Source organism: Wolbachia endosymbiont (group B) of Melanostoma mellinum (assembly GCF_947251465.1).
Classification (GTDB): Bacteria; Pseudomonadota; Alphaproteobacteria; order Rickettsiales; family Anaplasmataceae; genus Wolbachia.
In genome coordinates this window covers 901,753-926,526 of the sequence record NZ_OX366366.1, presented here as the reverse complement: position 1 = coordinate 926,526, position 24,774 = coordinate 901,753, and the positions used below count along the sequence as shown (strand labels likewise).

The window sequence follows — 24,774 nt, the reverse complement described above, 5'->3', positions numbered from 1 at the left end:
ATGACGGCATTCGAGTAGCGGACACTGGAATCAAGAAAGCTCTTTAGTAGCTGTATAATGAAAATTAGATCATAAAATCCTCTGACAGCACATTCTGTGTTTTACCGTCATCCATAACTTTGTAATCAATATTATATTTATCGAATTCATTGCGCATCCTAGTTAAATGTCCTTTATCATGATCCGAAAGAACACTTACGTAGCTAAAGCTATCATTAAAAAGATCATTATAAATTACTGGAGATTGAACTGTGTAGGATGTTGTACACTCATCTTGACCGTTATTATCTTTACAAAGGGACATTTTTCCTGTTTTGCCAGTATCATCTTTAGTAGAAATAAGAAATTTCATACCTACGTCTTCGTTTTTTGCTATAAACTCCTTACACTTTCTACTTTTTGCAGAACATGGTCCTATAGCTATAGAGTAGCTTTCTTTTGGAAGTGTGAATATTAACTGATGTGTCATAATACTACCTTAATAAAAATCATTATTATAGTATAGATTTATTAATAAATAATATACATTATGGTATAGTTAGTACAAAATAGGTTTAACCAATCTCAGTAGGACTGCCAGTTGGACCCATAAGAATTATTTGTTCACCTTTTTTAAAACATTTACATAAATTAGTGGAACCGCCAGTTTCAAGCACAATAGTAGAAATAAATCCTTTTTTTTTGTCTACTTCAGTGCCGGTTACTGCTATACCTTCCATAGTGAGGTGAGTTTTTCTGCTATTGGTTTCAAAATTTTGCAACCTAAAGAATTGTCCAGGTTTAAAATTCTTTGCCGCAAGTGGTGCTTTGATCACTATTTCCACAACTTTGTCTGTTAAATATTGAACTTTTATAACCTTTGCAGTGAATTGCTCTTTGATTCTATTAAAGAATTCTTTGTTAGCTTGACGGAACAGCGTCACTCCAGCGCGTGACGCTGGCTGATTAGCTGTTTGGATCACTCCACTCAAAAGCTGAGAAATAATAGGGTAGCCGTTCTTAGCACTTGCCATAGCTTTCACGACGCTGCCGCTATACGAAGGGTGAAGATCACCAAAAAAGCTGATTGTTTTATTGCCTTGCTTATACACTAATATTCTATCTTTATTTTGCATTTTAGGAGAAAATATTGGGTCTATTTCTTTTCCTGATGAATTCAAATGAGTAAAATACCCATTACTTAATTTAAAATGCTTTTTATCTTCTGTTGCAATAACTGTATTTGGCTCAGTACCTGCTGCTATAAAAATAGAACGTGCTTTCATGCATTTAATTTCGCCGGATTTTTTGTCTATTAGTTTTATTGATTCAGCATGGTTATATTTATCCGTCACAACTTCAACTGGCTCTAAATTTTCAATAAAGTAAATCCCTTCTGACAGTGCATTTTGCACCTCTTCACTATTTAATCGATAACTTGGTGAGTCTTTTAGCTCTTTTCTATATACAACTTTCACTCCCCCAAGGCTCTGCATTAACTCCAGTATTTTTGCTCCTCTATTCTCTTTTTTTGCTAATTCTTGCTCTTTTTGGATCAATTGTGCATGCGATATCAGCTCATTTGCAATTTTGTGTTCTTCCTCTGTCCAATCTTTTTCAACACAGTCTTTTCCGTACTTATCAACCAATATTTCATAACGAAGAAGAAATTTTTCTACTTGAATTGGATAATACGCTAAAGCTTCAGTGGCAGTGTCAATCGCAGTAAGCCCCGCACCTATAACAACTATCGGCATACGAACTTGCAGATTTGCTATAGAATCAAATTTAAGAGCGCCAGTCAGTTGTAATGACATAAGAAAGTCAGATGCCATGCGCACTCCACGAGCTAGCATGTTTTTTATTTTGATCATTCGTGGCTTACCAGAGCCAAGTGCCAAGGCAATGTGATCAAAACCCAAGTTAAATGCGTCATCAACAGTTATCGTGCTGCCAAAACGAATGCCTCCATAAAGTGCGAAATTCTCACGTCTTTCCAGCAAAAGTCTAATGATTTTTAGATAATTTTTGTTCCATCTAGAGGTTATGCCATACTCTGCTACTCCACCAAATCCACCAGCTGTGCGTTCACTTAGTTTTTCATGCTCGAAATCTTTAATTAGCTGAAAATTATCGATCAAAGGTTCAATCTTTAGTCCATCAATGGCGATAACGTTATGCCCATCGTTTAATAAATGATGAGCTAAATTAAAACCCGCAGGACCAAGCCCTACAACTAGGACGTTTTTTCCTGTGTTTCCTTTTGGCAATGGACGCTGAAAATTTAAAGGATTCCAACGGCTAAGCAGAGAATATATTTCAAATCCATACGGTAAACTGAGCACATCATCTAGAATCCTTGTTTCAATCATTGGCACATTTACAGGTTCTTGTTTCTGATATATGCATGAGTTCATGCAATCATTGCATATTCTGTTCCCAGTAGCTGCACATAATGGGTTATCTATTACCACAATTGCAAGGCTTGCTATGCTGTACCCTTCGCTTTTCACCAGATTCATTTCTGATATTTTCTGTTCTAGTGGACAGCCGTGCAATTCAACTTTGAGTGGGGACTGTTTAAAGGTATTGTCGTTATTACTTAGCCCCTTTGAACAACTGTCCTTATTTTGCTTATGACAAAATATGCAGTAATGAGCATTATCCAATGCTTTATTCAAACTCACTTTTTCACTTGTCAGATCAAAACCATGTCGTCTTTTTGTTTTGCTTGAATACAATACCTCAACTTCGTCTACTTCTTTTTTGAAGAACGATACGAGATTTTCGTGATCAATTTTTCTGTGAATACTAAAAAGTATACTCTGTTTATTTTTCACTCTCCACGCTGCATATTGCGCTGCAAGTTCTATTTCTTCTTTGTGATCCTCTTTATTTTCCAACCAACGCATCACCTGCTCAGCAAAATTTTTTTCTGTTGTTGGTAGGGCAAGAAAGCGATTTAATTTGCTGGTAACATAATCAATATCTATATCTGCTATATCAGTGTACTTCTTTAATGCATAGCGTTGAACAAATAACCTTTTACACTTATATATTGCAGCAAAGTCGTTGTGCTTTTTCTTTAGCTCCTCTGCTTCTTTTCCAATATTAAAAAGTTTTGCAATAAATTCATCAAGTAAATATGAGAGGTCTATTATTAACTGACTATCTGTCATTTGAGTGGCCAACATTGGTTGTTCTATGGATCCCAGTGTCAAGCACTGGGATGACATCAAAGAAGAAGCTGCTTTTTCTCTTGCTTCAATTAATGAACAAAACAAGCTTTCATCGCACGATTTTATATAATCTAAAAACGTCTCATCTAATTTTATTAATCCACTACAAGTGTATAAGTTTGAAAATGAGATTTTGAAATTCAGTTGCATTGTTATACTATACAGTGTACATACTGTTTCTTACAGATGAAGATTTTATTTGTCTTGCAGTCTTGCTAAGATTGTTGCTTCTGCAGCTTTTTCTTCCCCAACATATGCAACACACTCAAATTTGCGTGCACCCAAACGCGCATTTTTTATATTGGATTGAAGAACCAACGTGTCCCCTGGAATAACTGGTCTTCTGAATTTTGCGTTTTCAATAGACATAAAGTAAACAACTTTATTTTCTATTGTTTCTTTACCGAGAACACATATAGCAGATGCCTGAGCTAAAGACTCAATTATCAAAACTCCTGGCATTATCGGATGGCCAGGAAAATGACCAATAAAAAATTGCTCGTTGAAAGTCACATTTTTGATTGCTTTTATACTTTTACCAGGTTCGCATTCTATAACCCTATCTACTAAGAGAAAAGGATAAGAATGTGGTAGTATTTTTATAATATCATTGATATTACATTGCATAAGCCTACTCAATGCTTTGCAAAGCAAATTCAGGTATTTCCTTGTTTACATTTTTTAATACCACATCCGATAAATCGACTTCATCCATGGAGTATAAAACTTGATTCTTTTTTGAAATAAATAGTACTAAATCTATATTGTTTTTTTCTGCCGTTCTTTTAGCAACTTCTTTTATCTTGTTAAAGACACTTTCTACTGCTTCTCTATAATTTTCTTCTAAATGTGACATTTTCTTAGCGTAATTATCCCTAACGCTTACAGTATGCTTACTAAATTGTTCTGTCTTTTCTTTTTTTGCTTCCTCTGACAAAAGGTCAAATTCTTCTTTCGATGGCTTAAATTTTTCTAACTCATTTTCAAATTCTTGCTGTAATCTAGAATTCTGCTCCTTTATTTGTTGTTGTATATTTTGCAGAGCCAGAGATTCGTTGATAACTTTGTCACTATCAATAATGGCAGCCTTTGTATTAAGCGTGCTCTGAGGTTGATACCCTACAAACTTATACCCCACAAATAAGGAAATAATTAAGGCAATAACTGATGTAAATAACTGTATATATTTCATTTAAATCCCCGCTTCAATAGAAATTTTAACGTTTGGTGATGGTATTATATCATAAGTTTCCTTTACTAAGGGAAACCCAAAATCTAATCTAAGTCTACCAAAAGGAGAGGGCATTGAAAAGCCAAAACCTGGTGATACTCTTATAAGCTTACTGTCGTAATATTTTCCTTTATACCCTACTTTTTCATCTAAGCCAAAAAGCATTGCATAATCAACAAATAATGAGCCTTTGATACCAGTGTAGTCGTATAATTTAGGTAATGGAAAATCTACTTGCTGTGTTAAATTAAAATAAGTTTTGCCTCCTAATGAGCTTCTATCTTCTTTACCTTCTTTACCTTCTTTACCTTCTTTACCTTTCTTATCTTTTACTCTTGGTCCAATACCAGAAAGATCAAACCCTCTAATTTCATTACCACCTTTAAAAAAGTGCTGGCCAATATTTAGCTCTTTATCGGTATAAGAGAAAATATGACCTGCTGCTATTTTAAAGCGCAATGTTATATCATCATCAATTTTGCTTAGTATAGGGCGTGTATAAAAAGACAAAAACTCAGATTTTAGGAAATTTACATTTCCTCCCAATCCTGAAATATCCTGATTTAAGCGCAACAAGTACCCCTCCTTTGGAGTATATAGATTATCCAATTTATTGTACGCTAACGTGTATCCAACTGATGAGATCTGATACTCACCTTTTTGATCTCTTATTATCTCAGAGATATCCTCATCTTTTCCACTCTTATTGTCCATATGTATATGGTTATATTTATAAGAATAGCGAATAGAGTTGGTTAGATTTTCTAAAATTTTATAAGATAATTTTACTGTTCCTCCCCAGTCACAAGTATCAAAAGTGGTGTTTGGCTTATCTTGTTTTTCATAAAATATACCTACGCCTAATGACGTATCAGAATCGTTAAAATTATTTTCAACAGCGTCTATACTAGTAGAAAGAACATATTGACTTTTTTCAAGAGCAAAAGATACCTCTTTACCACTACCAAATAAATTACGATCTGTGAAATCGGTTTTAACAAATACTCCACCAGGAAGAGACATGCCACCTGTTAAAGATAACGAGGCAGTTCTTTTTTCTTTGACATTTAAATCAAGATTTACTGCATTTTCATCCACTATATAACTATTTATTTTTACTGTTTCAAAAAAATCGCTATATATAAGTTTTCTACGTGATTTTTGAATCTCAGATGTGTTATATGCGTCGCCTTCTGCCATGCTAAGTTTTCTTCTAATTACTTTATCTAAAGTGCGGTCATTGCCATCAATAGTAATTTGGTTTATATAAATCTTTTTACCTGGTAGCACTTTGTAAGTTACATCCACAATATTGTTACGTTGTGTATATTCTGGATTAACTTTTGCAAATATATATCCTTTTTCGTTTAAATGTTTACTTATTTTTTCTGCTGTATTGTTAATTTTAACCCTATTAAATATTTGATTATTTTCCTCTTTGATAAATTCTAATATTTCTTCCCTTAAACTTAAATCCTGAATCTCAGTTTCAATATCAACTTCATTATTTCCAAATAAGTATTGCTGCTTTTCATCAATCAAAAAAGTTAACTCTATTTGGTTGTTATTATCAACCTCAACAATTGGTTGGATATTATTTTGAATATATCCCTTAGATGAATAGAAGCGATCAAGCAGTTCTGTGTTAATCAGTAGATATTGAGGTGAATAATGAGTTCCGCTTTTAAAAATGGCTCTAAATAACTTACTAAATATATCGTTGCTATGCCTTTTGATAACTTGCTCTAGCTCATTTGCTGAAAAGTTTTTATTACCTATGAATCGTAAACCCTTAATTTTAGACGTTCTTCCTTCTTTTATCTTAAAAATTAGGTTTATCCTATTGCTACCAAGCTTATCTAGCTCATATGCAATTTTAACACCAATTTTACCACTGTTCCTATAAAGAGTAGCTAGATTTATTAAATCGTTTTGTAATTTTGTTTCAGTGAAAATAGTTAGTGATTTTGACTGGATAACGTTATTTAGCAACTCTTTACTGTTAAATAACTTATTGCCTTTCAATATTACTTTGTTAATCAATGGATTCTCATGAATTTTTACTACTAAGTTTTTTTCATCATCGATATAGGCGTTAATACTAGCAAATAACTTTGTTTTGTATAAATCTTTTATAACTGAATCTACATCATCATCATTTATATGACTACCTGGTTCTAATTTTGTATAAAACCTTATTGTTTGATCACTTACTCGCTCATTGCCAATATACTTAATATTTTTTATCTGTACTTTTTCTTTATTTTCTAGAGCAACAAGTAGAGTGGGAAAAGAAATAAGTATTATTATTAGTATGTGAAATAACTTTTTCATATGTATCTTAAAAAAGATGCCTAATATCATTTGTGATTGCAACTGCCATCAACAAAAACAGTATGGTAGCACCAAAAGTGACTGCATATTTTTGATATTTCAAACTCAAATCTCTACGTATAACTGCTTCTATAATATAATGAAATAAATGCCCACCATCTAGTAGTGGTATTGGCAGCAAGTTAATTGCAGCTAAATTAGCTGAAATAATTGCCATAAAATATAGAACCATCATAAGTCCCTTTTTAGCTGATTGCCCTGAATATTTTGCAATTTTTATTGGCCCACCTATTTCATTTATACTCCTTTTACCAACAACAATTTGAAAGAGTGCTTTGATTGTTAAACACATAGTGTGGTAGGTTTCATTCACTGATAGGCTAGCAGCTCCAAGAAAAGATGACTGTTTTAACCCTATCATATTAATTGAGGTAATTCCTATAGTTTTTCTTTCTATTATGTTACCAAAGACATCTCTATCCTCAACTGTAAACGGAGTTAGAATAGTTCTGTACTCTTCGTTATTTCTGCTATACTTAATTTCTATCCTTGTTTCAGGATTGGACATTATCACGCGTGAAATATCTTCAAAGTATTTTATTTTGTACTCATTGATCTGTGTAATAGTGTCACCTGGTAATAGGCCAGCTTGCTTTGCTGCACTTTCTTCAATTACATTACCAATTACTGGTGGAGTACGATAATAACCTGCCACGCTGAAAAATATTGTGAAAGCTATAACGGTAAATATCATGTTTGCAAAAGGCCCTGCAAAAACTATTGCTGCTTTTTGATATCGAGGTTTTGTATGGAATGAGTATAATTTTTCTTCTTCAGTTAATTTTTGTTGATCAACAGGAACGCTTGCTGCATTAGTATCCCCTAACATTTTAACGTAGCCACCCAATGGAAAGGCACTTAATTTCCATCTAGTTCCAGACTTGTCGTTAAAACCAAAAATTTCAGGACCAAAGCCTATAGAAAAAGATTCAACTTTAACCTTGCATGCTTTAGCGACAATATAATGCCCATATTCATGCACGAATACTATGATAGAAATTATTAAAGAAAACGATAAAAAATAATATATTCCAGCGCTAAGTTGATGAGAAATTAATTCCACCTATGTTTTAAATCTTAATCAAACGTTGAGTATATTAAAATGCGCCTTGCTTGACAAGTATTTAGTTTAGTCTTTAAATTAAAAAAAAGTTTAATGACAATGATAGATATCTCCTTATTAAGAAGAAAACTGATGTATAGGAGTTGGCATAGGGGTTGTAAAGAAACTGATATACTTTTAGGGCATTTTGCATTGAAATATCTTGATAAATTTTCCTTAAGTGAACTAATTGAATACGAAAAAATAGTTGATCTTGATGATTGCGAATTATATTGTTACATCACTCGTAAGAAACTTCTCCCCCCTGATTTGAGTAGTGAGGTAGTCGATTTGATTGCTTGCTTTAATCACTTATGCACCCAATAATCTTGTTTACCCTATCTAATACTTCAGCATATTCTACTCTTTTTTCCTCCCTATACTTTTTGCATTCTTGATTTATTTCGTCTAATCGCTTTGTTAATTCTAAAATTTTGTCTTCGAGAGTCAATGCTGCAAGTAAGAAATTTAATGCATCTGAGCCCTTACCTCCAGTTCTTTGAGATATGGAGCTAACTAGCTTGTTGAAGCTATTAGCAAGTTGTAATAAATGGTCCTTCTTTTTACTTTCGCAAGATATTTTATATGTGTTATTATGTATAACTATTTCTACTACTTGCATATGATGCTATATTGTACAACTTTCAAATTTACAATATAGATTTTTATTCATTTATCAAGAGGGATAACTTTTTACTGCTACGAAAATAAGTTTTAAAGTATTGATGTTTTGCAACCTTCTGTGACGTCAAATTACTTGCTTCTTTCAAGTTATAGCTTCTAATTGAAAAAGAACCAAACCCCCTGATTTCAACTCTATTATGATATTTCAACGTGTTTGAAAACACTCGAAAGAAACTATCAACTATGTCTGCTATAATGACCTTATCTAACAAAAGGTGTTTTTTTGCCACTTTTGCTATTATATCAGATTTCGTTGCCATTTATATGAAGCACAAGAAGTTATTTGGCAGATAATATTATATTATATTTTTCAACACCTACTACTTCAACTTGTATTTTTTCTGATATAGAAAACTTTTTATTTTCTGGTAAATGCTCTTGATCTACTAAAAGGGTTACATTGTTCTCAACCTCAACGATTAGACCATTTTCCTCTCTCTTACTTACAGTAACCTGAATTTTATCCCCTACTTTAACTTTCTCTATCAGTTCTTCAAGAGGATCATACTCTATTTGCTTTACTCCAAGATAAATTCTTGTCCGATCTACGTTAGCCCTTATCACTTTTGCTTCTATTTCATCACCTACATTATACTTTTTTATCTCATCTGAATTGTTTTTCGACCAACTTAGATTTTGCATATAAATTGTTCCTTCTACGTCCTCAGATATCTCAGAATTATCAAAAGTCACAGATATTTGTGAACCATTGTTGCTTTTAACTTTACCAGAAACAATAGAACCAAGAGGATATTTATCAATAAATACTTGCCAAGGATTCTCTACGCACCTTTTTGTGCTTAAACTCATCTTATTTTTAATAATGTCAATACCGAGAATTTTTACATCCACTTCTTGTCCTATTGTTACAAAACTACTGATTGGTAAATTACTCTTGCTCCAAGTTATTTCTGATGAGTGTACCAAACCCGCAATCCCAGGTTTAATCTCAACAATGAATCCACAATCTTTTATACCCGTTACACATCCTTTGTGTACGCTGTTAATTGGACATTTTGACTCTAGATCTTGCCAAGGATTGTCTCCTAATTGTTTTACACCCAGGGAGATTTTTCCATTTTCTCTATCTATTTTTATAATTTTAGTTTTTATATGCTGACCATAAGAAAAAATTGCAGATGGATGACTTACATTACTCCAAGAGATATCTGTAATATGTAGCAGCCCATCTATAACTCCCACTGTATCTGATTCATGAATGCCAACAAATGCACCGTAGTGAGTGATGCTTTTTATTTTGCCTTCTACTACATCACCTTCATTTAAAGATTCTAAAAACTTAATTTTTTCACCAGCATGCAATTTCTCTAATACCAGCTTTCTTGATACTACAATATTCCCCTGCTTCTTATCCATTTTAAGCACGATGAATTTTTGTTCAGTTTCAATAAGGTGATTAGCATCTTTTATTTGCTTCAAATCCACATGACTCAGCGGTAAAAACGCACTTATTCCATCACCAAGATCAACAATAAAACCGCATTTAATTGAGCGTTTAATGATTCCTGTTACTTCATCTTTTGTAACTGCGCTTTCTTCCAATTTATTCCATTTTTCGTCTCTGATTGCTTTCTCACGACTAAGAACAACATTACCATGGTAATCTTCAATTCTCTCAACATAAACTCTAATTTTCGAGCCAACAGTGATATCATCATTACAACTGAGCTCCTTAATCAGAATTCTTCCGTCTGACTTTAAACCAACATCAACCACAATATCATTAGAATTTCTTCTTGTGATTATACCTTCTACCACATCTCCTTCTTTGATTTTGTTAGCAAAAGAATCTTCACAAAAGTCATTGTCTTGATTATCAAATTGATCTTGAAATATCTCTTCTATGAACCTATTTGATGATAGCCTCTTGATAGCAACTGTACTTTCCATACCTTTTAATTTTAACTTCATTAGAACTCATATATTATATAATATTAATAATTAGTGACAAGTAAATTCTCATTAATTCATTTCGAGAATTGTTTAAGCTATAAAAGATTAAGTTATGTAAGATATGTTATCTAGGAATAATAATTGGATTAGGTCATTTTCCAGAAGATCTAGGTTGAAGTTGAATGTTTTGAAGAAGTATTCTATTAAAAACAGCAAGGAATCTATAAAAAAGATCGTAGACTTACAAAAAAGAATACGAGTAGAAATAGGTTTCGGTAATGGTGAAAATATGCTCCATCAGGCATTCAATGAATCTGATCTATTATTTATAGGATGTGAGCCTTATTTAAAGGGGGTCTCTTCCTTGCTAAAAAGCATAGAAGCACACAGCATAAAAAATATTTTAATATGGACAGAAGATGCAAGAGAATTAATTGTCAATTTTCCTGACCACAGTGTTGAAAAATTCTTTATTCTCTTTCCAGATCCATGGCCAAAAAGAAGTCACAACAAAAGACGGTTAATTAATACGGAATTTTTAAATTTATTAGCAAAAAAAATACTTGTCACAGGTGAAATATTTATTGCAACTGATCATCAGGATTATGCAGAGTGGATAGAGTTACATATAAAGCAGTGTAATTTTTTAACCTATAAGGAAGATAGTTTTGCAAATTATACCCCAACAAAATACCACAGAAAAGCGCTAGAATATCAGCGTAAAATAAAGTTTTTTAAAGTAAATGTTATATCTAAACTGACTTAGATTTACCTCTGCTTTTTAGTACAGATGTGTACATGACACTCTATAGTGCAAGTAGCCTACCATATACTGGGAATAACAGTTTACTGAATTCTTTAATCTCACAAATAGAAAGATCAATAAACTTGATAAACATCAACATTATCAGCCAGCATTGCTTTTGCAACTTCAATTCTACCTTTTTTATGATCGGTTTGGATAATTTTATAACCTATAGCATTTTGTCTAGCAACCAATCTGGTGCTTCTCTACCTTTTTCCCACTTAGCAAATCTCATCTTTTCTTTTAGGTAATATTCTCTATATGCTTCTATTGGGTTATTACATTTATATCGATCAGGTAACGCTTGTGTAAAAGCTTGTATATCAGCTGATCGAAATATTAGCAAATCCTTGTTATTATCGCACCAATCTATAACTTCTTCGGATTTATGCGTTCTTTTGTATCGCAAGCTATATTCTATACACAATTCTTTTCCATATTTTATTAACCAATCAAAGTTTCCTTTTGATTGTCTAGCCCATAAAGAACAAGGATGGTTTTTGTGAGTAAGTTTATATGGAACTTCTATATTCTGGTTTGTAATGCTGACTAAAGGATTTGGCTCTTTTAATGCTATTGAAAAAACACTGCTAAGCAATTGAGCAGTTTCTAGCGGCATTTTTACTATGTGCTTATCGCATAACATTTGTGCTGCAGTTACAGGATTTTCGTCTAATATAAAGATATTCATCTAAGCACCCAGAGATAGAATTTTTGCGTAGTATTTATTTCAATAAACCCTAAAATATCATTCAGAAAATGGATAAGTTAAATAAGCTCAGTTAAAAAAATTATACACAATTCCGAGGAACCTTTTCAAGCTACAATGAACGTATAGCTACCACTCTAGCAATATTATTTCTCACCCACTGAAGATATTGCACGGTACTGTCTACTTGATCGTCGTGACGGATTTCTGGAAACATTAAAATCTCATACTCAAAGTCGCTAAGCCATACTGCTTGGTTAGGGAGAAAAACCCGCTCAGATTCTATAATTGGGACAATTCGGTGAAATCGAGTTAATTTGTCATCATGTGGTACTATTTGAATAATAGGTAGATACCGTCTTGTCAGTCAACAAGAAAATTATAGAAATTGAATCTTAAGCTGTATTACGAAATCAAAAAATACTTTCTATCAACATATACACTAACCAACTACATTAAATAAATTTGTGTAAAATGCTATTTTACATAAGATAGAAAGTACGCATTTTTTGATTTTAAAGTACTAAATTCTCCTCCAACCGCTTTGCCCTGTAATTCTTGATATGGTCAGGATTAAAAGCACTTTTGGATTTTAGAACACCGAAAATGATATGGAGTAGCTTACGCATTGCAGCACCAACGATAGCCATATTATGCTTACCCTTTTCCTTTAATCTCTGGCAAAAACTAATAATGATAGGATTGTGATTCTTAGCTACTATAGCAGGAAAGAAAAGTGCTTTACGTAATGTTTGTGAACCGGATTTACTTAATCTGGGTTTGGCATATACAGAGGAACCTGACGTCATATTTCGTGGTATAACTCCTGTATATGCTGCCAATTGCCTGGCATCTCTAAAAACCTCTATGTCAGGAACTTCAGCTAAAATAGCTATTGCTGATTCTTCTCCTATTCCTGGAATAGTCAATAGAAGTTGAAAATTTTCCAACAATTCTTTATGTTGATTTAATAGTTCACGTACGGAGTTTTTTATTGTTTCTATTTTTTGAGCTATATTCATTGCAAGGTCTTCCCAAGCACTTGCAACTTCTTTAAGCAGTCTCTCTTTTTTTTCTAAGTGGTTATTTACTAATGTTAACTCATCTTTTAACGCAACTGAGCAACGATAAAGATGTTTTAATTTTTTCATTTCAGGAGAAGGTGGTGTCCAACTAGAAGGTTCCTGTCTTTGGCAATAATCAGCAATAACTTCTGCATCGGTCTGATCATTCTTTTGTCGTATCAGCTTACTCCTTGCATAAGATTTTATGCAATAAGGATTTACAACACTAACAGAATGTCCAGCGTTGTGCAGAAACTCAGCCAAAGCTTCGCTATAACAACCAGTAGCCTCCATGCAGGCTTTTACTTCTTCTACATTATGTTTTTGTAGAAAGCTAAGTAAACCTTGAAACCCAGAATCCTCGTTTTTAAAACTCCTTTTTCTAGTTTCACATCTTCCTTTTTTGCTTATGAACGAGAGAAAAACATCAAAGCGATCTTTCGATACATCTATACCTAAAAAGTTGTTGATCATATATAACCCCATGCGTTACCATTAAAAATGAAAAGTAAGGCTAGTCTTGTGAATACAGAATTAGAACCATTTAGGTTTTTCTACGATACCGTCCAGCCTGTACTCTTGAGAAGAGAACTCTTATCTACCTTACAGATTTTATATCTAAGACCACTGACAGAGTTCTTCTCTTCTCCATCTAATGCTTAAGCTTAAAACATTAGATGCTTTTTACAAGATACAAGATCATAATTTTGCCAAAATAGATGATGCTATTGGTTTTTTTCCTAGGTTATGGCGTGCAACAAAGAAATATTCTGTAAGTAACACTCTACCCATAGCGATTGTAAATATTTGGCTTCAATTTTCTTTGGCTTATGTAGCTGCAATAATAATAACCCATAATGATCTAAGGTTTATTACAGATATTTTTAACCCAACATTCATGCCAATTTACACTTTGGTTTCTATTATTCTTTTAACAACTTTTGTAGCCTCTTCTGCTATGAGATATATGCATAAGCAGGAGATAAAAGAAGGAGAAAAGTTGATAGAGGAATTAATAAATAATAAAATTAGAGGTGGCAAAGACAACGAGATGAGTGAAATCGCTGAAAATGCTCTGAAAATAGAGATAAAACCAAATTTAAGTCTTATAGATTCCAAAAAAGCAAACTTTTCAATAGTTTTGCCAATTTCTGAAAATCAGAAAAAAATATTAGATAATCAAATACAAGAGAATAAAAATAAGGCCATTTTTCTTACCATACCATATGTAATTAGTGCTGTAATTATAGTTGGTGCGTTAATACAAAATAGATTGAGCTTTGCCAATATTCAGGCTTTGGAATGGGTTCCAGTTGTACTGGCTAGTATCATTGCTATCGTTGGAATATGTATAACATTCAGCAAGCTAAAAACCAATGAGATAAACAATAATCATAATATTATTAAAAAATTTAATAATTTAGATATTCTCTTTCCATGCAGAAGAGGTGGTTTTGTATCGGTAATGGAAAAAAAGACAAAAGATGAGGAAGAAAATGATCCAATATCTCGATTAATAAAATTACTAGATAAGCACTTGACTAATTTTACAGATAAAATTGTTGACTCATTTGATAAGCGCTTAGATGAAGCTAAAGATCTACTTGATAGCAAACTTCTAAAACCTGCAAATGATGAAATTCAAGAAACACTTGTTCATCTACAAGGAATTAGAGGAGACATCAAAAAAGATTTAGATAAGTTGCGTAAGGAAATGATGGTCATTTTAAGCGAAGCTAAAGAGCTGGCAAAAAGAACAAATTCACTAAAAATTGAAAGCATTTTTTCTAGTTTAGAGAATACTATTAAAATCGCTGAAGATAAGGTTGAGCGATTTGAACCAAGCAGATTAGTTGGCTTTTTTCAATCTGGAGAAAGAACAATTAGCGATGATCGTGAGTTCATAGATACATTGGAAAAACAAAAAGAAGAAGCGGAAAAGATAAAGAACGAATTAGAAGAAGAACTAAAAAAAGTAAAAGATGAGCTAGCAGAATTAAAGAATAAACAGACTCAATCAAATGAACCTAATAGCAGTGAAGGCAGTATTACTGCTACTTCTCTTGAAAAACAGCGAGATGAAGAGAAAAAAGCAATAGAAAAACATAGATTATTAAAATCAAAAAAAAGGATGAAAGAGCTGGAGCAAGAAAATGCAAAATTGGAAAAAGAATTATCTGAACAAGAAAAAATGGATGAATGGAGAAAAAAAGTTAACGGTAAAGCAAGTGACTTTCTATATTATTTATTAGAGTCTATTAAGCTAGAAGAAAAAGATAAAAAAGAAGAAAAGAGGGAGTTAACGCTACGGGATTTTGATAATAAAATAATAATTTACTGGAAAGATGGCTCTCAAACAATTTGCCATATTAAAAAACAAGACGGCCTTCAAATTCAACCTAGTACAAAAGTTGATTTTGTGAATCCAGATGTTCATGCAGCATTCAAAGTAGCTTGCGCAGGGTAGTGACCATAGATATAACCTTAAATGTTAATAGTGACGAAAAAAAATTAAGGCTAGATACTTACATAGCTAAAAAGTGTAACATATCACGCAGTAAAGCACAAAGATTGATACAAGATGAGCGGGTAACATTGCTTGGCATTCCTGTAATCGACAACAATCATATAGTAAAAATAGGCAAGAAGTACACGGTGCATCTTACTTGTGAAAATGAATCCACATCAATTGAACCTAACCATAATATAAAGCTTGATATCATTTACGAAGATGAGGACATTATAGTTCTGAGTAAACAAAGTGGATTAACAGTGCACCCAGGTGCTGGAACAAACAATGATACACTTTTGAACGCAGTTATTGCTCACCTTGGCAAAATCCCATATACAAATACAAGACCAGGAATTGTTCATAGACTCGATAAAGATACCAGTGGACTAATGGTAATTGCAAAAAATGAACAATCCCACAGCTTCTTGTCTGAGCTGCTATCAAATCGTAAAATAAAACGGGAATACTTAGCAGTAGTTTGGGGAACATTACCTAATCTGCAAGGAACTATAAAAACTAATATTGCTCCAAAACGCAGTAATAAAGAAATGATGTGCGTAACAAAAACAACAGGCAAATTAGCAATCACTCATTACTCAGTGAAGAAAATTATAGGGCAAGCAAGCCTGGTTAAATGTACTTTAGAGACAGGCAGAACACACCAAATTCGAGTACACATGAGCCACATAGGACATTCTGTAGTTGGTGATCAAGTTTACGGAAAAAATAGTAGTAAAAGTGTAAAATATGCTAAAAATTCTGACTTTATCCGTAATTTCAATAGACAGGCACTACATGCTCACACGCTGGGATTATATCACCCAAAAAGTAAGGAATACATGGAATTTGTTTCTGATGTACCACAAGACATGCAAGTCTTAATCGGTGAATTTGAAAATATATCTTAATAAAATTCATATCAATATTATCATCCATGTTATCAAGAAGTTAATTAATGAGAGAAAAACTGCTGCACTACCTAAATCTTTCACCTTTTTTGACAGTATGTGTTGTTCACTGAAAATACGCTCAATTGTTGTTTCAAAAGCAGTGTTAATAATTTCCACAATTAACACTAGAAATAGGCTGCTCACCATCACTGCACGTTCTAGATTACTTACATCTAAAACAAATAAAGCTGAAACACATACTATAAAAAGCAGTAACTCCTGTCTGAACGCAACTTCTGATATAAAAGCTGATTTTATTCCTTCACAAGAATATTGAATTGCTTTTACTAGACGAATAATACTTTTCTTCATTATCAATTTTAGAAACTCAATGAATTATACTTATTGCACTCAGGTAAAAAATGCATGAAAACACCTTTCAGTCGTGATCACTTATAAAGCAGGAATCATGCTATAAGTACACAGATTTTTACAGTTAAAATCTAGCATATTGTTTGAATCAAGAGAATTAGTACAAAGCATTTCAACGAGCAACCAAATTCTCAAGGCAATTATATATCGACAACCATAATAAAATCTCTTTAATTGAATTTCTAACTCACTTGAACTTGCTACGTTACAAAATTCTCATTGAAGTAGAGTAATATTAGTTTTAATATTTAAACGTTTTGTACTTGCTGTAATGATTTCACTTCCAAAGTGCTATTCTTTACATACTGAATTGCAAGCACTAACGCTTTACTTCCAGAAGCTGTGGTGCTGTAAGCTATATTTTGCAAAATAGCAGTTCTGCGAATATCTTTGCTATCTGAAACTGACTTTACACCTTTTGAGGTATTGATCACTAGGTTTATTTTTCCATCTTTGAGCATATCAACTATGTGGGGTCTGCCTTCTCTCACTTTATTTACAGCTTTTGCAGCAATGCCGTTATTGTTCAGATACGAAGCTGTACCTTTAGTTGCATATATTTCAAAGCCCAGTTCTTTCAACATTCGTGCAACAGGCAATATATACTCTTTATCATCATCTTTTACTGAAACCAGAGCTGTTCCTTCTGTTGGTAACTTGTATCCTGCAGCCATGTGCACTTTTGCAAGTGCAGCTTCGAAAGATGAGTCAATTCCCATTACTTCTCCTGTTGATTTCATTTCAGGACCAAGTAAAGTATCAACTCCTGCAAAGCGGGTAAATGGAAAAACAGCAGCTTTAACTGCAAAATGATTGAAAGGCTTGTTTTCCTGATTCAATTTTTTACCCAAAATAACCTGAGTGGCAAGCTTTGCAATAGGAATGTTGATCACCTTGGAAATAAAAGGAACGGTTCGACTAGCTCGTAAATTTACTTCAAGTATGTATACATCACTCTCTTGAACAGCAAACTGAATGTTTATCAGACCTTTCACTTTTAATGCTAATGCTATTCTCTCAGTTTGGAGCTCGATCTCTTTTATTACTTCGTCACTCAATGTATTTGTCGGTATTGAACATGTTGAATCGCCAGAGTGGATACCAGCTTCTTCAATATGCTCCATAACCGCTGCAATGAAAACTCTTTCCCCATCACATACAGCATCAACGTCAACCTCAACTGCATTGACTAAAAATTTATCAAGAAGCAGCGAACCATGCTCAAAGATTTTAGTGTGATTCAGGACGTACTCTTTGAAGCTATCAATATCATGCAAAATTGACATAGACTGACCACCAAGGACATAGGATGGCCTCACTACTAATGGAAACCCCACCTTTTCTGCGTTGATTAACGCTTCTTCCACTGAATGACAGATAGAATTTTCAGGTTGTTTTAAATTAAGTTGCAAAGCAAGATTTTTAAATCTCATGCGATCTTCTGCAAGGTCAATAGAATCAAAAGATGTACCCAAGATATTAAAACCTCTTTCGTTCAGCACTTTGGCTAATTTTAAAGGCGTTTGACCACCTATTTGAACTATTACACCAACTAGTGTGCCATTTTCTTGCTCTTTACTTAGTATTTCAAGCACATCCTCTGCAATGAGTGGTGCAAAATATAAACGATCAGCGGTATCATAATCAGTTGAAACGGTTTCGGGATTGCAGTTAATCATTATTGTTTCGTATCCCATTTCTTTGGTGGCAGAAACTGCATGAACGCATGCATAATCAAACTCAATACCTTGACCAATGCGATTTGGACCACTTCCTAAAATGACAACCTTTTCTCGGTCAGAAATGTCCGCTTCGCATTCTGTCCTGTTTGTAATGTCTCCCTCATAACATCCATACATATAAGCAGTGCTCGATTCAAATTCAGCTGCACAGGTATCTACACGTTTATAAACTGGATTAACACCAAATTTTTTCCTCATTGCTTCAATTTGCTCTGATGTCATTCCAGTGCGTGACACTGGAATCCACCTATTTTTTTCTTGGATCCCAGCTGGGATGACAGAGGTAGGTCTATTACTTAACTTTGCGAGCCTTGCATCTGAGAAGCCCATTTTTTTCAGCTCTAATATTTCATATGCAGTTTCAGGAAGGCCGTTTTCCTTGATTTTTTGTTCAGCTAATATAATTTGCTGTATATTTTGCAAAAACCATAAATCATAACCTGTAATCGAATTTATTTCTTCTATGCTAATTCCGTGGCGCATTGCGTCAGCAGCAATCAGTAATCTGTTTGGCAGCAATTTTGCTAACTGAGATTTAATATCTGTGTCTTCAGAAAACACTTCATCAAGTCCCGTGAGCCCTGTTTCAAGTGAGCGAAAAGCTTTCTGCAGTGACTCATTAAAAGTACGGCCGATTGACATCACTTCTCCCACTGATTTCATGGAGGTTGATAATTCACAATTTGTCCCCTTAAATTTCTCAAACTCAAATCGAGGAATTTTAGTGACGATATAATCAATCACTGGTTCGAATGCTGCTGGTATTATTGGAGCACAGTCGTTACGTATTTCATCGAGCGAATAGCCAATAGCAAGTTTAGTGACAACTTTTGCAATAGGATAGCCTGTTGCTTTTGAGGCAAGTGCAGAAGAGCGAGAAACCCTTGGATTCATTTCAATTACAACGAGGCTTCCATCTTCTTTAGGATTCACTGCAAACTGAACATTTGCACCACCGGCACTAACATCAATTTCCCTCAGCACTGCTATAGATGCATTTCTCATTTGTTGATATTCAGCATCACGCAGAGTCAAAGCAGGAGCAACTGTGATACTATCTCCGGTGTGCACTCCCATTGGATCAACATTTTCTATTGAACACACTATTATACAGTTATCCTTGCAGTCACGGATAACTTCCATTTCATATTCCTTCCAGCCGATAATTGATTCATCTATCTGAACTTCATTTATTGGTGAAATTTTTAGAGCACTTTCTGTGATATTGAAAAACTCCTCTTTATTGTATGCTATGCCACTACCTGCGCCACCAAGAGTGAATGATGAACGGATGATTGCTGGTAATCCAATGTAATCCAAAGCCTTTTTTATTTGTTCTTGATTTTTTATAATGATACTTTTTGGGTATTTTAGCCCTATTTTATCCATGGATTGGCGAAATAATTCTCTATCTTCCGCTTTTTTTATTGCTTCTCTATTTACCCCTATTAATTCTACGTTGTATTTGTCTAACACTCCATCATCTGCAAGTTTTATTGCACAGTTCAGTGCTGTTTGCCCGCCCATTGTTGGTAATATTGCATCTGGCCTCTCCTTAATTATAATTTTTTCTATGATTTCAGGCAGTACCGGCTCAATATAAGTTGCATCAGAGAATTCAGGATCTGTCATTATAGTTGCGGGGTTGGAGTTAACCAAAATGACTTTATAACCTTCACTTTTTAATACTTTACAGCTTTGCGTTCCAGAATAATCAAACTCGCATGCCTGACCTATAACTATTGGACCTGCTCCTATTACTAATATAGATTCTATATCTGTGCGTTTTGGCATAATTACAATAACGATCTCTATTCAAGTAATGTTACCAATCTTTCCTGTATATGTGAATTTTTATTAAACCTATTAGCTAACTACTTTTAGGCTTGACGCATAACTGTACGAACATTGCAATTTGCGTGGCAGATTCCAGTGCTTGACACACAGCTGTACAAACATTCATTTTTGAAGGTAAATTGCACAGCAAATGATGTCATTCAAGTAGCTGACACTGGTTCCTTTATGACGGCAGTGCCCAGAGGTGTCATCCCAGTCTGGGATCCAGAAAACTTAACTTTAAATAAGTGGCCGCACAATAAAGACTAGATTCCGGACTGGAATGACACCATAGAGGCACTGGGATGACATCCTTCCTAGTGGACTCAAATCACAATGTTCATACAGTTGTGGGCTTAACGGTATCTTTGCAGATACTATGGTAATTTACTCGGTAGATTTGCTAAGTGGCAAGATTTGTCCTGATATACTGCAGTCATCAGAAGCCAACTCTACGAATTTATTTGTTAACTTCTCAGGCGATACTAATTCAGATATATCTTTTCCCGAAAATGCTTGCTTATACATCTCACTATCGATAGGCTCTTCCGAATACACGGCATTTATGCATAAGTTCGTATGCTTTGTCTCAGATGCATATATCTTCACCATTACTTCTAGTGCAGCCTTACTTGCAGCATATGGTACCCAATATGGATAAGAGGAAGGAGAAAGTGTTATCTCTGAGGTCATGAATATCGCTCTTCCAGCATTAGACTTTTTTAGTATTGGACCCAAATTTTTTAGCAAGTACCAACTGGCAGTAAAATTTGTATTCATTACGTTCTGTAGATCTTCAAGCTCACAATCATGAACAGAGCTCAACTTACCTAAAATTTCAGTGCATGTAATCAGTATATCAAGTGTTCCAGATTCTGATAATTTTGGGCTTTCTATCATATTTGCCAGTTTTTCTACGTTTTCAAAGTCTAAAAGATCAAGCTGAATTAGTTTCACAGAGCCTTCTTTAAGCTCTTCAATTTCGTTATACAATGGCTTGAGATTATCAAGAGATCTGGAAATCAGAATTACACATGCACCTTCTTTTACAAATCTTTTTGCAACAGAAGAACCTATTCCACCTGAAGCTCCGGTAATTAAAGCTATTTTACCTTCTAAGTCACCCATTTCTTTCTCCTTAGCAAGATCTATTGAAATATTTTAGCTGAAAATTAAATTTTGCTCCATATATAAAAATTAAACTTAGCACATAAAAAAATAGTAACGATACTACCACACCACCTAAGCTTCCATATATCAAATTCAGTTGGTCAAAGGAAGCTTTTAAATATTGCTTGAAAGCTGAAGCAGAGATCGTCCAAAGAATAACAGCCACACAAGATCCGGGAAATACGTCTGATAAGTTTTGTTTTATGTTTGGCAATGTGAAATATAGCCAAGATACTATAGTAAAAAGCACAAACTCAATAAGTAAATATCTAGTATAACTTAGCCCTTGGTAAGAAAAATCAATTAACATTGGCACTAATGTAAAAAATACTATAGTCAGAGTTGTAACAAGCGTAATTACTAAAAATTGTAATATACTGAGCACCCTTCTCCATATATAAGGCGATGAAACCGGAACTTTATAGGCCTTATTCAATATCGTTCTAAATCCTTCAATTGTCGATGAGGCAGTCCAAACAGCTCCTACAATTGCCAAGGTTAATAAGCTTTGCGGAGGGCCTGATATTATCTCCCTAATACGTGGCATCAAAGATGATAAAATATCCTGTGGCATGTTATCAATAATAAATGCCCAGCCGACATTGTATTGATCTAAGAAATTTGCGAACGTTGATGCCATGGCTATTAAAACAATAAGAAAAGGAAATATTGATAACAGGATTAAAAATGATAGATACCCTGCATGCTCCACTCCATCATTATAAATTGTGTCAATTAAAGCACGATAAAGGCAATAAACGATACTATAAAATTTCTGTAGCACTTGTAATATAAATAAACTAAGAAAAGTATTCTAAATGAAATAAAGCATACTTTTAAGCAAAAAATCCTCACCGTTTACTTAAATTTAATCAAAATGATAGATAATCCAGCGTTAAATACGGAGGCATAATGAAAAATTTTCTTCTACTTGTAGCTTTAATTCTTTCCTTTGCATTTGATAATGTTTTTGCTGCTACTGTTACTGATGATGCAACAACCAATACAATATGCAAAATAGTAGGCTATACTCACGGTATAGGTGGGCCTATGATTACAATAGTGATAATAGGTGCAGCTTTGCTTGCGATATTTGGCAGAATGCCGTGGCCGGCGCTCTTTGCACTTGGTGCATTTACTGCTGTGTTTTTTGGTGCACCTGTAGTTGTTTCAAAAATAGTACCAGGTGGTGTGATTTGTAAAGATGGTGCAACTGCTTGCCCTGATGGTAAAACATGGAATGCAACAACAAATACATGCGCATAATAAGCATTAAAGCTTCAAAACATTAGCAAATGGTGCTTCTTAAAGAAGCACCATCATTGCACGAACTTGTGACTTAAGCCACCATAAAGGTGTTATTCTAGTAATCCCTCCCTTGTCATCCCAGTGCTTAACACTGGGATCCAGGAAATTTGATTAGATATTAAGTTTATGAGCATAGAAGCAGTTAATTTTATGTTAAAACACAACATTTTTGATGAGGCTGTATTAAGAGATGGATCCCAGCGTCAGCTACTCGGATGACACCATTTGCTACGCAATTTACTTTCAAAAATGAATGCTCGTACAGCTGTGTGTCAGCTACTTACATAACACCTCTCGAAAATTACTTTAGCTACAAATATTAAAAAATTTACCAAGCAAAAAAAAGCAAAAAAGTCCCCGTGTAACGAGTTTTAATAATTTAAATTGATAATGTGCTAACAAGCGTGATTTGGCTGAATGTAGAAAAAATTTAAAAAGCCGCTATAATTTTTATGTAATTTGCCAATAAATATTTGAGTTTTTTACTGATTTTTTGATTGAGCCTGCAGGTCAAAAATAAGGATAAATACTCTTATTATCATGGCAAGGGAGTTGGGGGAATTTGTAAAGTAATCTTTTTCGTTTGTATTCCCTTATGCTTGAGATAACTGCATGCAGGTTCATGGATCTCTTTACTCTTTAATTTCGATGAATTCCCTTTGAAGTTGAATATTGAAAATTAACTGGAGAATTGTGAATTACTTTGTATATGTGATAACAAGCCATGGCGCTCTCAGCAAAGCCATTTAGTATCAATTTTAGTTTGCCTGGATAAGTAGCTATATCTCCGATTGCATATATTCTATCTCTACTGGTTCTAAGTGTAGCTGGGTCGACAGTTATGCGGCCATGTTCTAACTCTATACCCCAACTGTTTATTGGCCAAAGATTCATTGACAATCCAAAAAATGGCAGCAGAAAATCAGTGGATATTTCTTTTTCTTCCTTAGAGGCAATGTTTTTTACTATCACTGCGCTCAACTGCCCATTACCTCCTGCTAGTTCGTGTAATTGATATGGCACTACCAGTTCTATCTTTCCATTATTTTCAAGTGATTCTAATTTATTTCTAGTTTCAGGAGTGCAGCGAAATTCCTTTCTCCTATGTATCACATAAATTTTCTTTGCAACTTTAGAAAGTTCTACAGTCCAATCAGCCGCAGAATCCCCCCCCCCTGCAATGACTATAGTTTTGTCCTGAAAATCAGAAATTTTATTTACATTATAAAATACAGATTTATTTTCATATTCTAATATACCACTTAAGGGTGGACGGTTAGGTTCAAACATTCCGTTACCTGCAGCAATGATAACGGCTTTGCATTTTACCTCTGTACCTATGTTCGTTATGATAGTAAAGTTTTCACCTTCGTTATTTGAAATCTTTTCCACTTTTTGACTTAAATGGTAAACAGGCTCAAACGGTGAAGCTTGCTCCATTAGTCGCTCAATTAATTTTTGGGCAGTAATTACAGGATAACCAGGTATATCATATATTGGCTTTTCTGAGTAAAGAGCTGTACATTGTCCTCCTGCTTGATCCAAAACATCTATTACATGACATCTCATATCAAGCATTCCCGCTTGAAAAGCAGTGAATATTCCAACAGGCCCTGCACCTATTATTACGATATCGGTTTCCATATTCAGATGGTGATCTATTTATAGATATTAGCTTTCTTTGCTAACAAGGTCAATTTACAAAGGGATGTATTTTTAAAAGATGTGGCTAGATTAGATAAGATTTCCAGCGTTATGAACCA

The 24,774-nt window shown here is 33.9% G+C and carries 22 protein-coding genes and 1 pseudogene; 6 read left to right on the top strand and 17 right to left on the bottom strand.

Features of this window, described 5'->3' with window-relative positions; all coding sequences use genetic code 11:
- Nucleotides 1–64: 64 nt before the first annotated feature.
- The 6 genes from OPR42_RS04330 to rseP form a co-directional block, all read right to left on the bottom strand.
- Nucleotides 65–469, bottom strand: a complete 405-nt coding sequence (locus OPR42_RS04330) for a hypothetical protein (protein WP_265041921.1) — start codon at nt 467–469, stop codon at nt 65–67.
- Between the two features lie 85 nt (nt 470–554).
- Complete coding sequence (locus tag OPR42_RS04325; protein WP_265041920.1) at nt 555–3,368, bottom strand: FAD-dependent oxidoreductase; 2,814 nt, start codon at nt 3,366–3,368, stop codon at nt 555–557.
- Nucleotides 3,369–3,413: 45 nt separating this feature from the next.
- Nucleotides 3,414–3,845, bottom strand: a complete 432-nt coding sequence (gene fabZ, locus OPR42_RS04320) for a 3-hydroxyacyl-ACP dehydratase FabZ (RefSeq protein WP_264682576.1) — start codon at nt 3,843–3,845, stop codon at nt 3,414–3,416.
- Nucleotides 3,846–3,849: 4 nt separating this feature from the next.
- Nucleotides 3,850–4,410: an OmpH family outer membrane protein gene (locus OPR42_RS04315; RefSeq protein ID WP_264682578.1), complete on the bottom strand. Its 561-nt coding sequence runs from the start codon at nt 4,408–4,410 to the stop codon at nt 3,850–3,852.
- Nucleotides 4,411–6,783: an outer membrane protein assembly factor BamA gene (gene bamA, locus OPR42_RS04310; protein WP_265041918.1), complete on the bottom strand. Its 2,373-nt coding sequence runs from the start codon at nt 6,781–6,783 to the stop codon at nt 4,411–4,413.
- Nucleotides 6,784–6,790: 7 nt separating this feature from the next.
- A complete protein-coding gene (gene rseP, locus OPR42_RS04305; protein ID WP_264374540.1) occupies nt 6,791–7,906 on the bottom strand; it encodes an RIP metalloprotease RseP in 1,116 nt (371 codons plus the stop codon).
- Nucleotides 7,907–8,005: 99 nt separating this feature from the next.
- On the opposite strand from rseP, the gene OPR42_RS04300 reads away from it, so the two are divergent.
- Nucleotides 8,006–8,272, top strand: a complete 267-nt coding sequence (locus tag OPR42_RS04300) for a succinate dehydrogenase assembly factor 2 (protein ID WP_010404229.1) — start codon at nt 8,006–8,008, stop codon at nt 8,270–8,272.
- On the opposite strand, the gene OPR42_RS04295 is transcribed toward OPR42_RS04300, so the two are convergent.
- Genes OPR42_RS04295 through OPR42_RS04285 form a run of 3 tightly spaced genes read right to left on the bottom strand, consistent with a single transcriptional unit; the run spans nt 8,250 to nt 10,561 of the window.
- Nucleotides 8,250–8,567 carry a cell division protein ZapA gene (locus OPR42_RS04295; protein ID WP_010404232.1) on the bottom strand — a complete coding sequence of 106 codons (318 nt, stop codon included), beginning with the start codon at nt 8,565–8,567 and terminating at the stop codon, nt 8,250–8,252. The genes OPR42_RS04300 and OPR42_RS04295 overlap by 23 nt on opposite strands.
- Before the next feature lie 43 nt (nt 8,568–8,610).
- Entirely contained in the window at nt 8,611–8,889 is a 279-nt protein-coding gene (locus tag OPR42_RS04290) for an HU family DNA-binding protein (protein ID WP_010404234.1), read from the bottom strand.
- 19 nt (nt 8,890–8,908) lie between these two features.
- On the bottom strand, nt 8,909–10,561 hold the full coding sequence (locus OPR42_RS04285; protein WP_264375979.1) for a 30S ribosomal protein S1: 1,653 nt from the start codon (nt 10,559–10,561) through the stop codon (nt 8,909–8,911).
- Between the two features lie 103 nt (nt 10,562–10,664).
- Here OPR42_RS04285 and trmB point away from each other — a divergent pair, with 103 nt between their 5' ends.
- Nucleotides 10,665–11,309: a tRNA (guanosine(46)-N7)-methyltransferase TrmB gene (gene trmB / locus OPR42_RS04280; protein ID WP_265041917.1), complete on the top strand. Its 645-nt coding sequence runs from the start codon at nt 10,665–10,667 to the stop codon at nt 11,307–11,309.
- Between the two features lie 208 nt (nt 11,310–11,517).
- Here trmB and OPR42_RS04275 read toward each other — a convergent pair whose 3' ends face one another.
- From OPR42_RS04275 to OPR42_RS04265, 3 genes and pseudogenes are all read right to left on the bottom strand, one after another.
- Nucleotides 11,518–12,039 carry a pyrimidine dimer DNA glycosylase/endonuclease V gene (locus tag OPR42_RS04275; RefSeq protein ID WP_265041915.1) on the bottom strand — a complete coding sequence of 174 codons (522 nt, stop codon included), beginning with the start codon at nt 12,037–12,039 and terminating at the stop codon, nt 11,518–11,520.
- 130 nt (nt 12,040–12,169) lie between these two features.
- Nucleotides 12,170–12,409, bottom strand: a pseudogene (gene terL, locus OPR42_RS04270) (phage terminase large subunit); the annotation flags it as partial.
- Between the two features lie 163 nt (nt 12,410–12,572).
- Nucleotides 12,573–13,595, bottom strand: a complete 1,023-nt coding sequence (locus OPR42_RS04265; protein WP_264375440.1) for an IS110 family RNA-guided transposase — start codon at nt 13,593–13,595, stop codon at nt 12,573–12,575.
- Nucleotides 13,596–13,776: 181 nt separating this feature from the next.
- Here OPR42_RS04265 and OPR42_RS04260 point away from each other — a divergent pair, with 181 nt between their 5' ends.
- On the top strand, nt 13,777–15,588 hold the full coding sequence (locus OPR42_RS04260) for a coiled-coil domain-containing protein (protein ID WP_265041913.1): 1,812 nt from the start codon (nt 13,777–13,779) through the stop codon (nt 15,586–15,588).
- Nucleotides 15,588–16,541, top strand: a complete 954-nt coding sequence (locus tag OPR42_RS04255) for an RluA family pseudouridine synthase (RefSeq protein ID WP_406848678.1) — start codon at nt 15,588–15,590, stop codon at nt 16,539–16,541. Before OPR42_RS04260 ends, OPR42_RS04255 begins: the two co-directional genes overlap by 1 nt.
- Before the next feature lie 6 nt (nt 16,542–16,547).
- Here the strand turns inward: OPR42_RS04255 and OPR42_RS04250 are convergent, their stop codons facing one another.
- Nucleotides 16,548–16,895, bottom strand: coding sequence for a diacylglycerol kinase (locus tag OPR42_RS04250; protein ID WP_265041912.1), 348 nt, complete (start codon nt 16,893–16,895; stop codon nt 16,548–16,550).
- Between the two features lie 308 nt (nt 16,896–17,203).
- A complete protein-coding gene (gene carB, locus OPR42_RS04245) occupies nt 17,204–20,491 on the bottom strand; it encodes a carbamoyl-phosphate synthase large subunit (RefSeq protein WP_265041911.1) in 3,288 nt (1,095 codons plus the stop codon).
- Nucleotides 20,492–20,629: 138 nt separating this feature from the next.
- Between carB and OPR42_RS04240 the strand changes: the two genes are divergently transcribed.
- Nucleotides 20,630–20,803: a hypothetical protein gene (locus OPR42_RS04240; RefSeq protein WP_010405589.1), complete on the top strand. Its 174-nt coding sequence runs from the start codon at nt 20,630–20,632 to the stop codon at nt 20,801–20,803.
- A gap of 117 nt (nt 20,804–20,920) precedes the next feature.
- Here the strand turns inward: OPR42_RS04240 and OPR42_RS04235 are convergent, their stop codons facing one another.
- Nucleotides 20,921–21,661, bottom strand: a complete 741-nt coding sequence (locus tag OPR42_RS04235) for an SDR family NAD(P)-dependent oxidoreductase (protein WP_265041910.1) — start codon at nt 21,659–21,661, stop codon at nt 20,921–20,923.
- A gap of 10 nt (nt 21,662–21,671) precedes the next feature.
- Nucleotides 21,672–22,487, bottom strand: a complete 816-nt coding sequence (locus OPR42_RS04230; protein WP_264682477.1) for a YihY/virulence factor BrkB family protein — start codon at nt 22,485–22,487, stop codon at nt 21,672–21,674.
- 128 nt (nt 22,488–22,615) lie between these two features.
- Here OPR42_RS04230 and OPR42_RS04225 point away from each other — a divergent pair, with 128 nt between their 5' ends.
- Nucleotides 22,616–22,969, top strand: coding sequence for a TrbC/VirB2 family protein (locus OPR42_RS04225; RefSeq protein ID WP_265041908.1), 354 nt, complete (start codon nt 22,616–22,618; stop codon nt 22,967–22,969).
- A 681-nt stretch (nt 22,970–23,650) separates the two neighbouring features.
- Here the strand turns inward: OPR42_RS04225 and OPR42_RS04220 are convergent.
- Nucleotides 23,651–24,655, bottom strand: coding sequence for an NAD(P)/FAD-dependent oxidoreductase (locus OPR42_RS04220; protein WP_265041907.1), 1,005 nt, complete (start codon nt 24,653–24,655; stop codon nt 23,651–23,653).
- Nucleotides 24,656–24,774 lie beyond the last annotated feature (119 nt).

Bases quoted from the DNA above. Each gene is read 5' to 3' on its own strand.
- OPR42_RS04325 (WP_265041920.1), bottom strand. From the start codon at position 3,368: ATGCAACTGAATTTCAAAATCTCATTTTCAAACTTATACACTTGTAGT.
- OPR42_RS04330 (WP_265041921.1), bottom strand. From the start codon at position 469: ATGACACATCAGTTAATATTCACACTTCCAAAAGAAAGCTACTCTATA.
- OPR42_RS04265 (WP_264375440.1), bottom strand. From the start codon at position 13,595: ATGATCAACAACTTTTTAGGTATAGATGTATCGAAAGATCGCTTTGAT.
- OPR42_RS04225 (WP_265041908.1), top strand. From the start codon at position 22,616: ATGAAAAATTTTCTTCTACTTGTAGCTTTAATTCTTTCCTTTGCATTT.
- OPR42_RS04220 (WP_265041907.1), bottom strand. From the start codon at position 24,655: ATGGAAACCGATATCGTAATAATAGGTGCAGGGCCTGTTGGAATATTC.
- OPR42_RS04300 (WP_010404229.1), top strand. From the start codon at position 8,006: ATGATAGATATCTCCTTATTAAGAAGAAAACTGATGTATAGGAGTTGG.
- OPR42_RS04250 (WP_265041912.1), bottom strand. From the start codon at position 16,895: ATGAAGAAAAGTATTATTCGTCTAGTAAAAGCAATTCAATATTCTTGT.
- carB (WP_265041911.1), bottom strand. From the start codon at position 20,491: ATGCCAAAACGCACAGATATAGAATCTATATTAGTAATAGGAGCAGGT.
- OPR42_RS04285 (WP_264375979.1), bottom strand. From the start codon at position 10,561: ATGAAGTTAAAATTAAAAGGTATGGAAAGTACAGTTGCTATCAAGAGG.
- OPR42_RS04235 (WP_265041910.1), bottom strand. From the start codon at position 21,661: ATGGGTGACTTAGAAGGTAAAATAGCTTTAATTACCGGAGCTTCAGGT.
- OPR42_RS04295 (WP_010404232.1), bottom strand. From the start codon at position 8,567: ATGCAAGTAGTAGAAATAGTTATACATAATAACACATATAAAATATCT.
- OPR42_RS04315 (WP_264682578.1), bottom strand. From the start codon at position 4,410: ATGAAATATATACAGTTATTTACATCAGTTATTGCCTTAATTATTTCC.
- trmB (WP_265041917.1), top strand. From the start codon at position 10,665: ATGTTATCTAGGAATAATAATTGGATTAGGTCATTTTCCAGAAGATCT.
- fabZ (WP_264682576.1), bottom strand. From the start codon at position 3,845: ATGCAATGTAATATCAATGATATTATAAAAATACTACCACATTCTTAT.
- bamA (WP_265041918.1), bottom strand. From the start codon at position 6,783: ATGAAAAAGTTATTTCACATACTAATAATAATACTTATTTCTTTTCCC.
- OPR42_RS04290 (WP_010404234.1), bottom strand. From the start codon at position 8,889: ATGGCAACGAAATCTGATATAATAGCAAAAGTGGCAAAAAAACACCTT.
- OPR42_RS04260 (WP_265041913.1), top strand. From the start codon at position 13,777: ATGCTTAAGCTTAAAACATTAGATGCTTTTTACAAGATACAAGATCAT.
- OPR42_RS04275 (WP_265041915.1), bottom strand. From the start codon at position 12,039: ATGAATATCTTTATATTAGACGAAAATCCTGTAACTGCAGCACAAATG.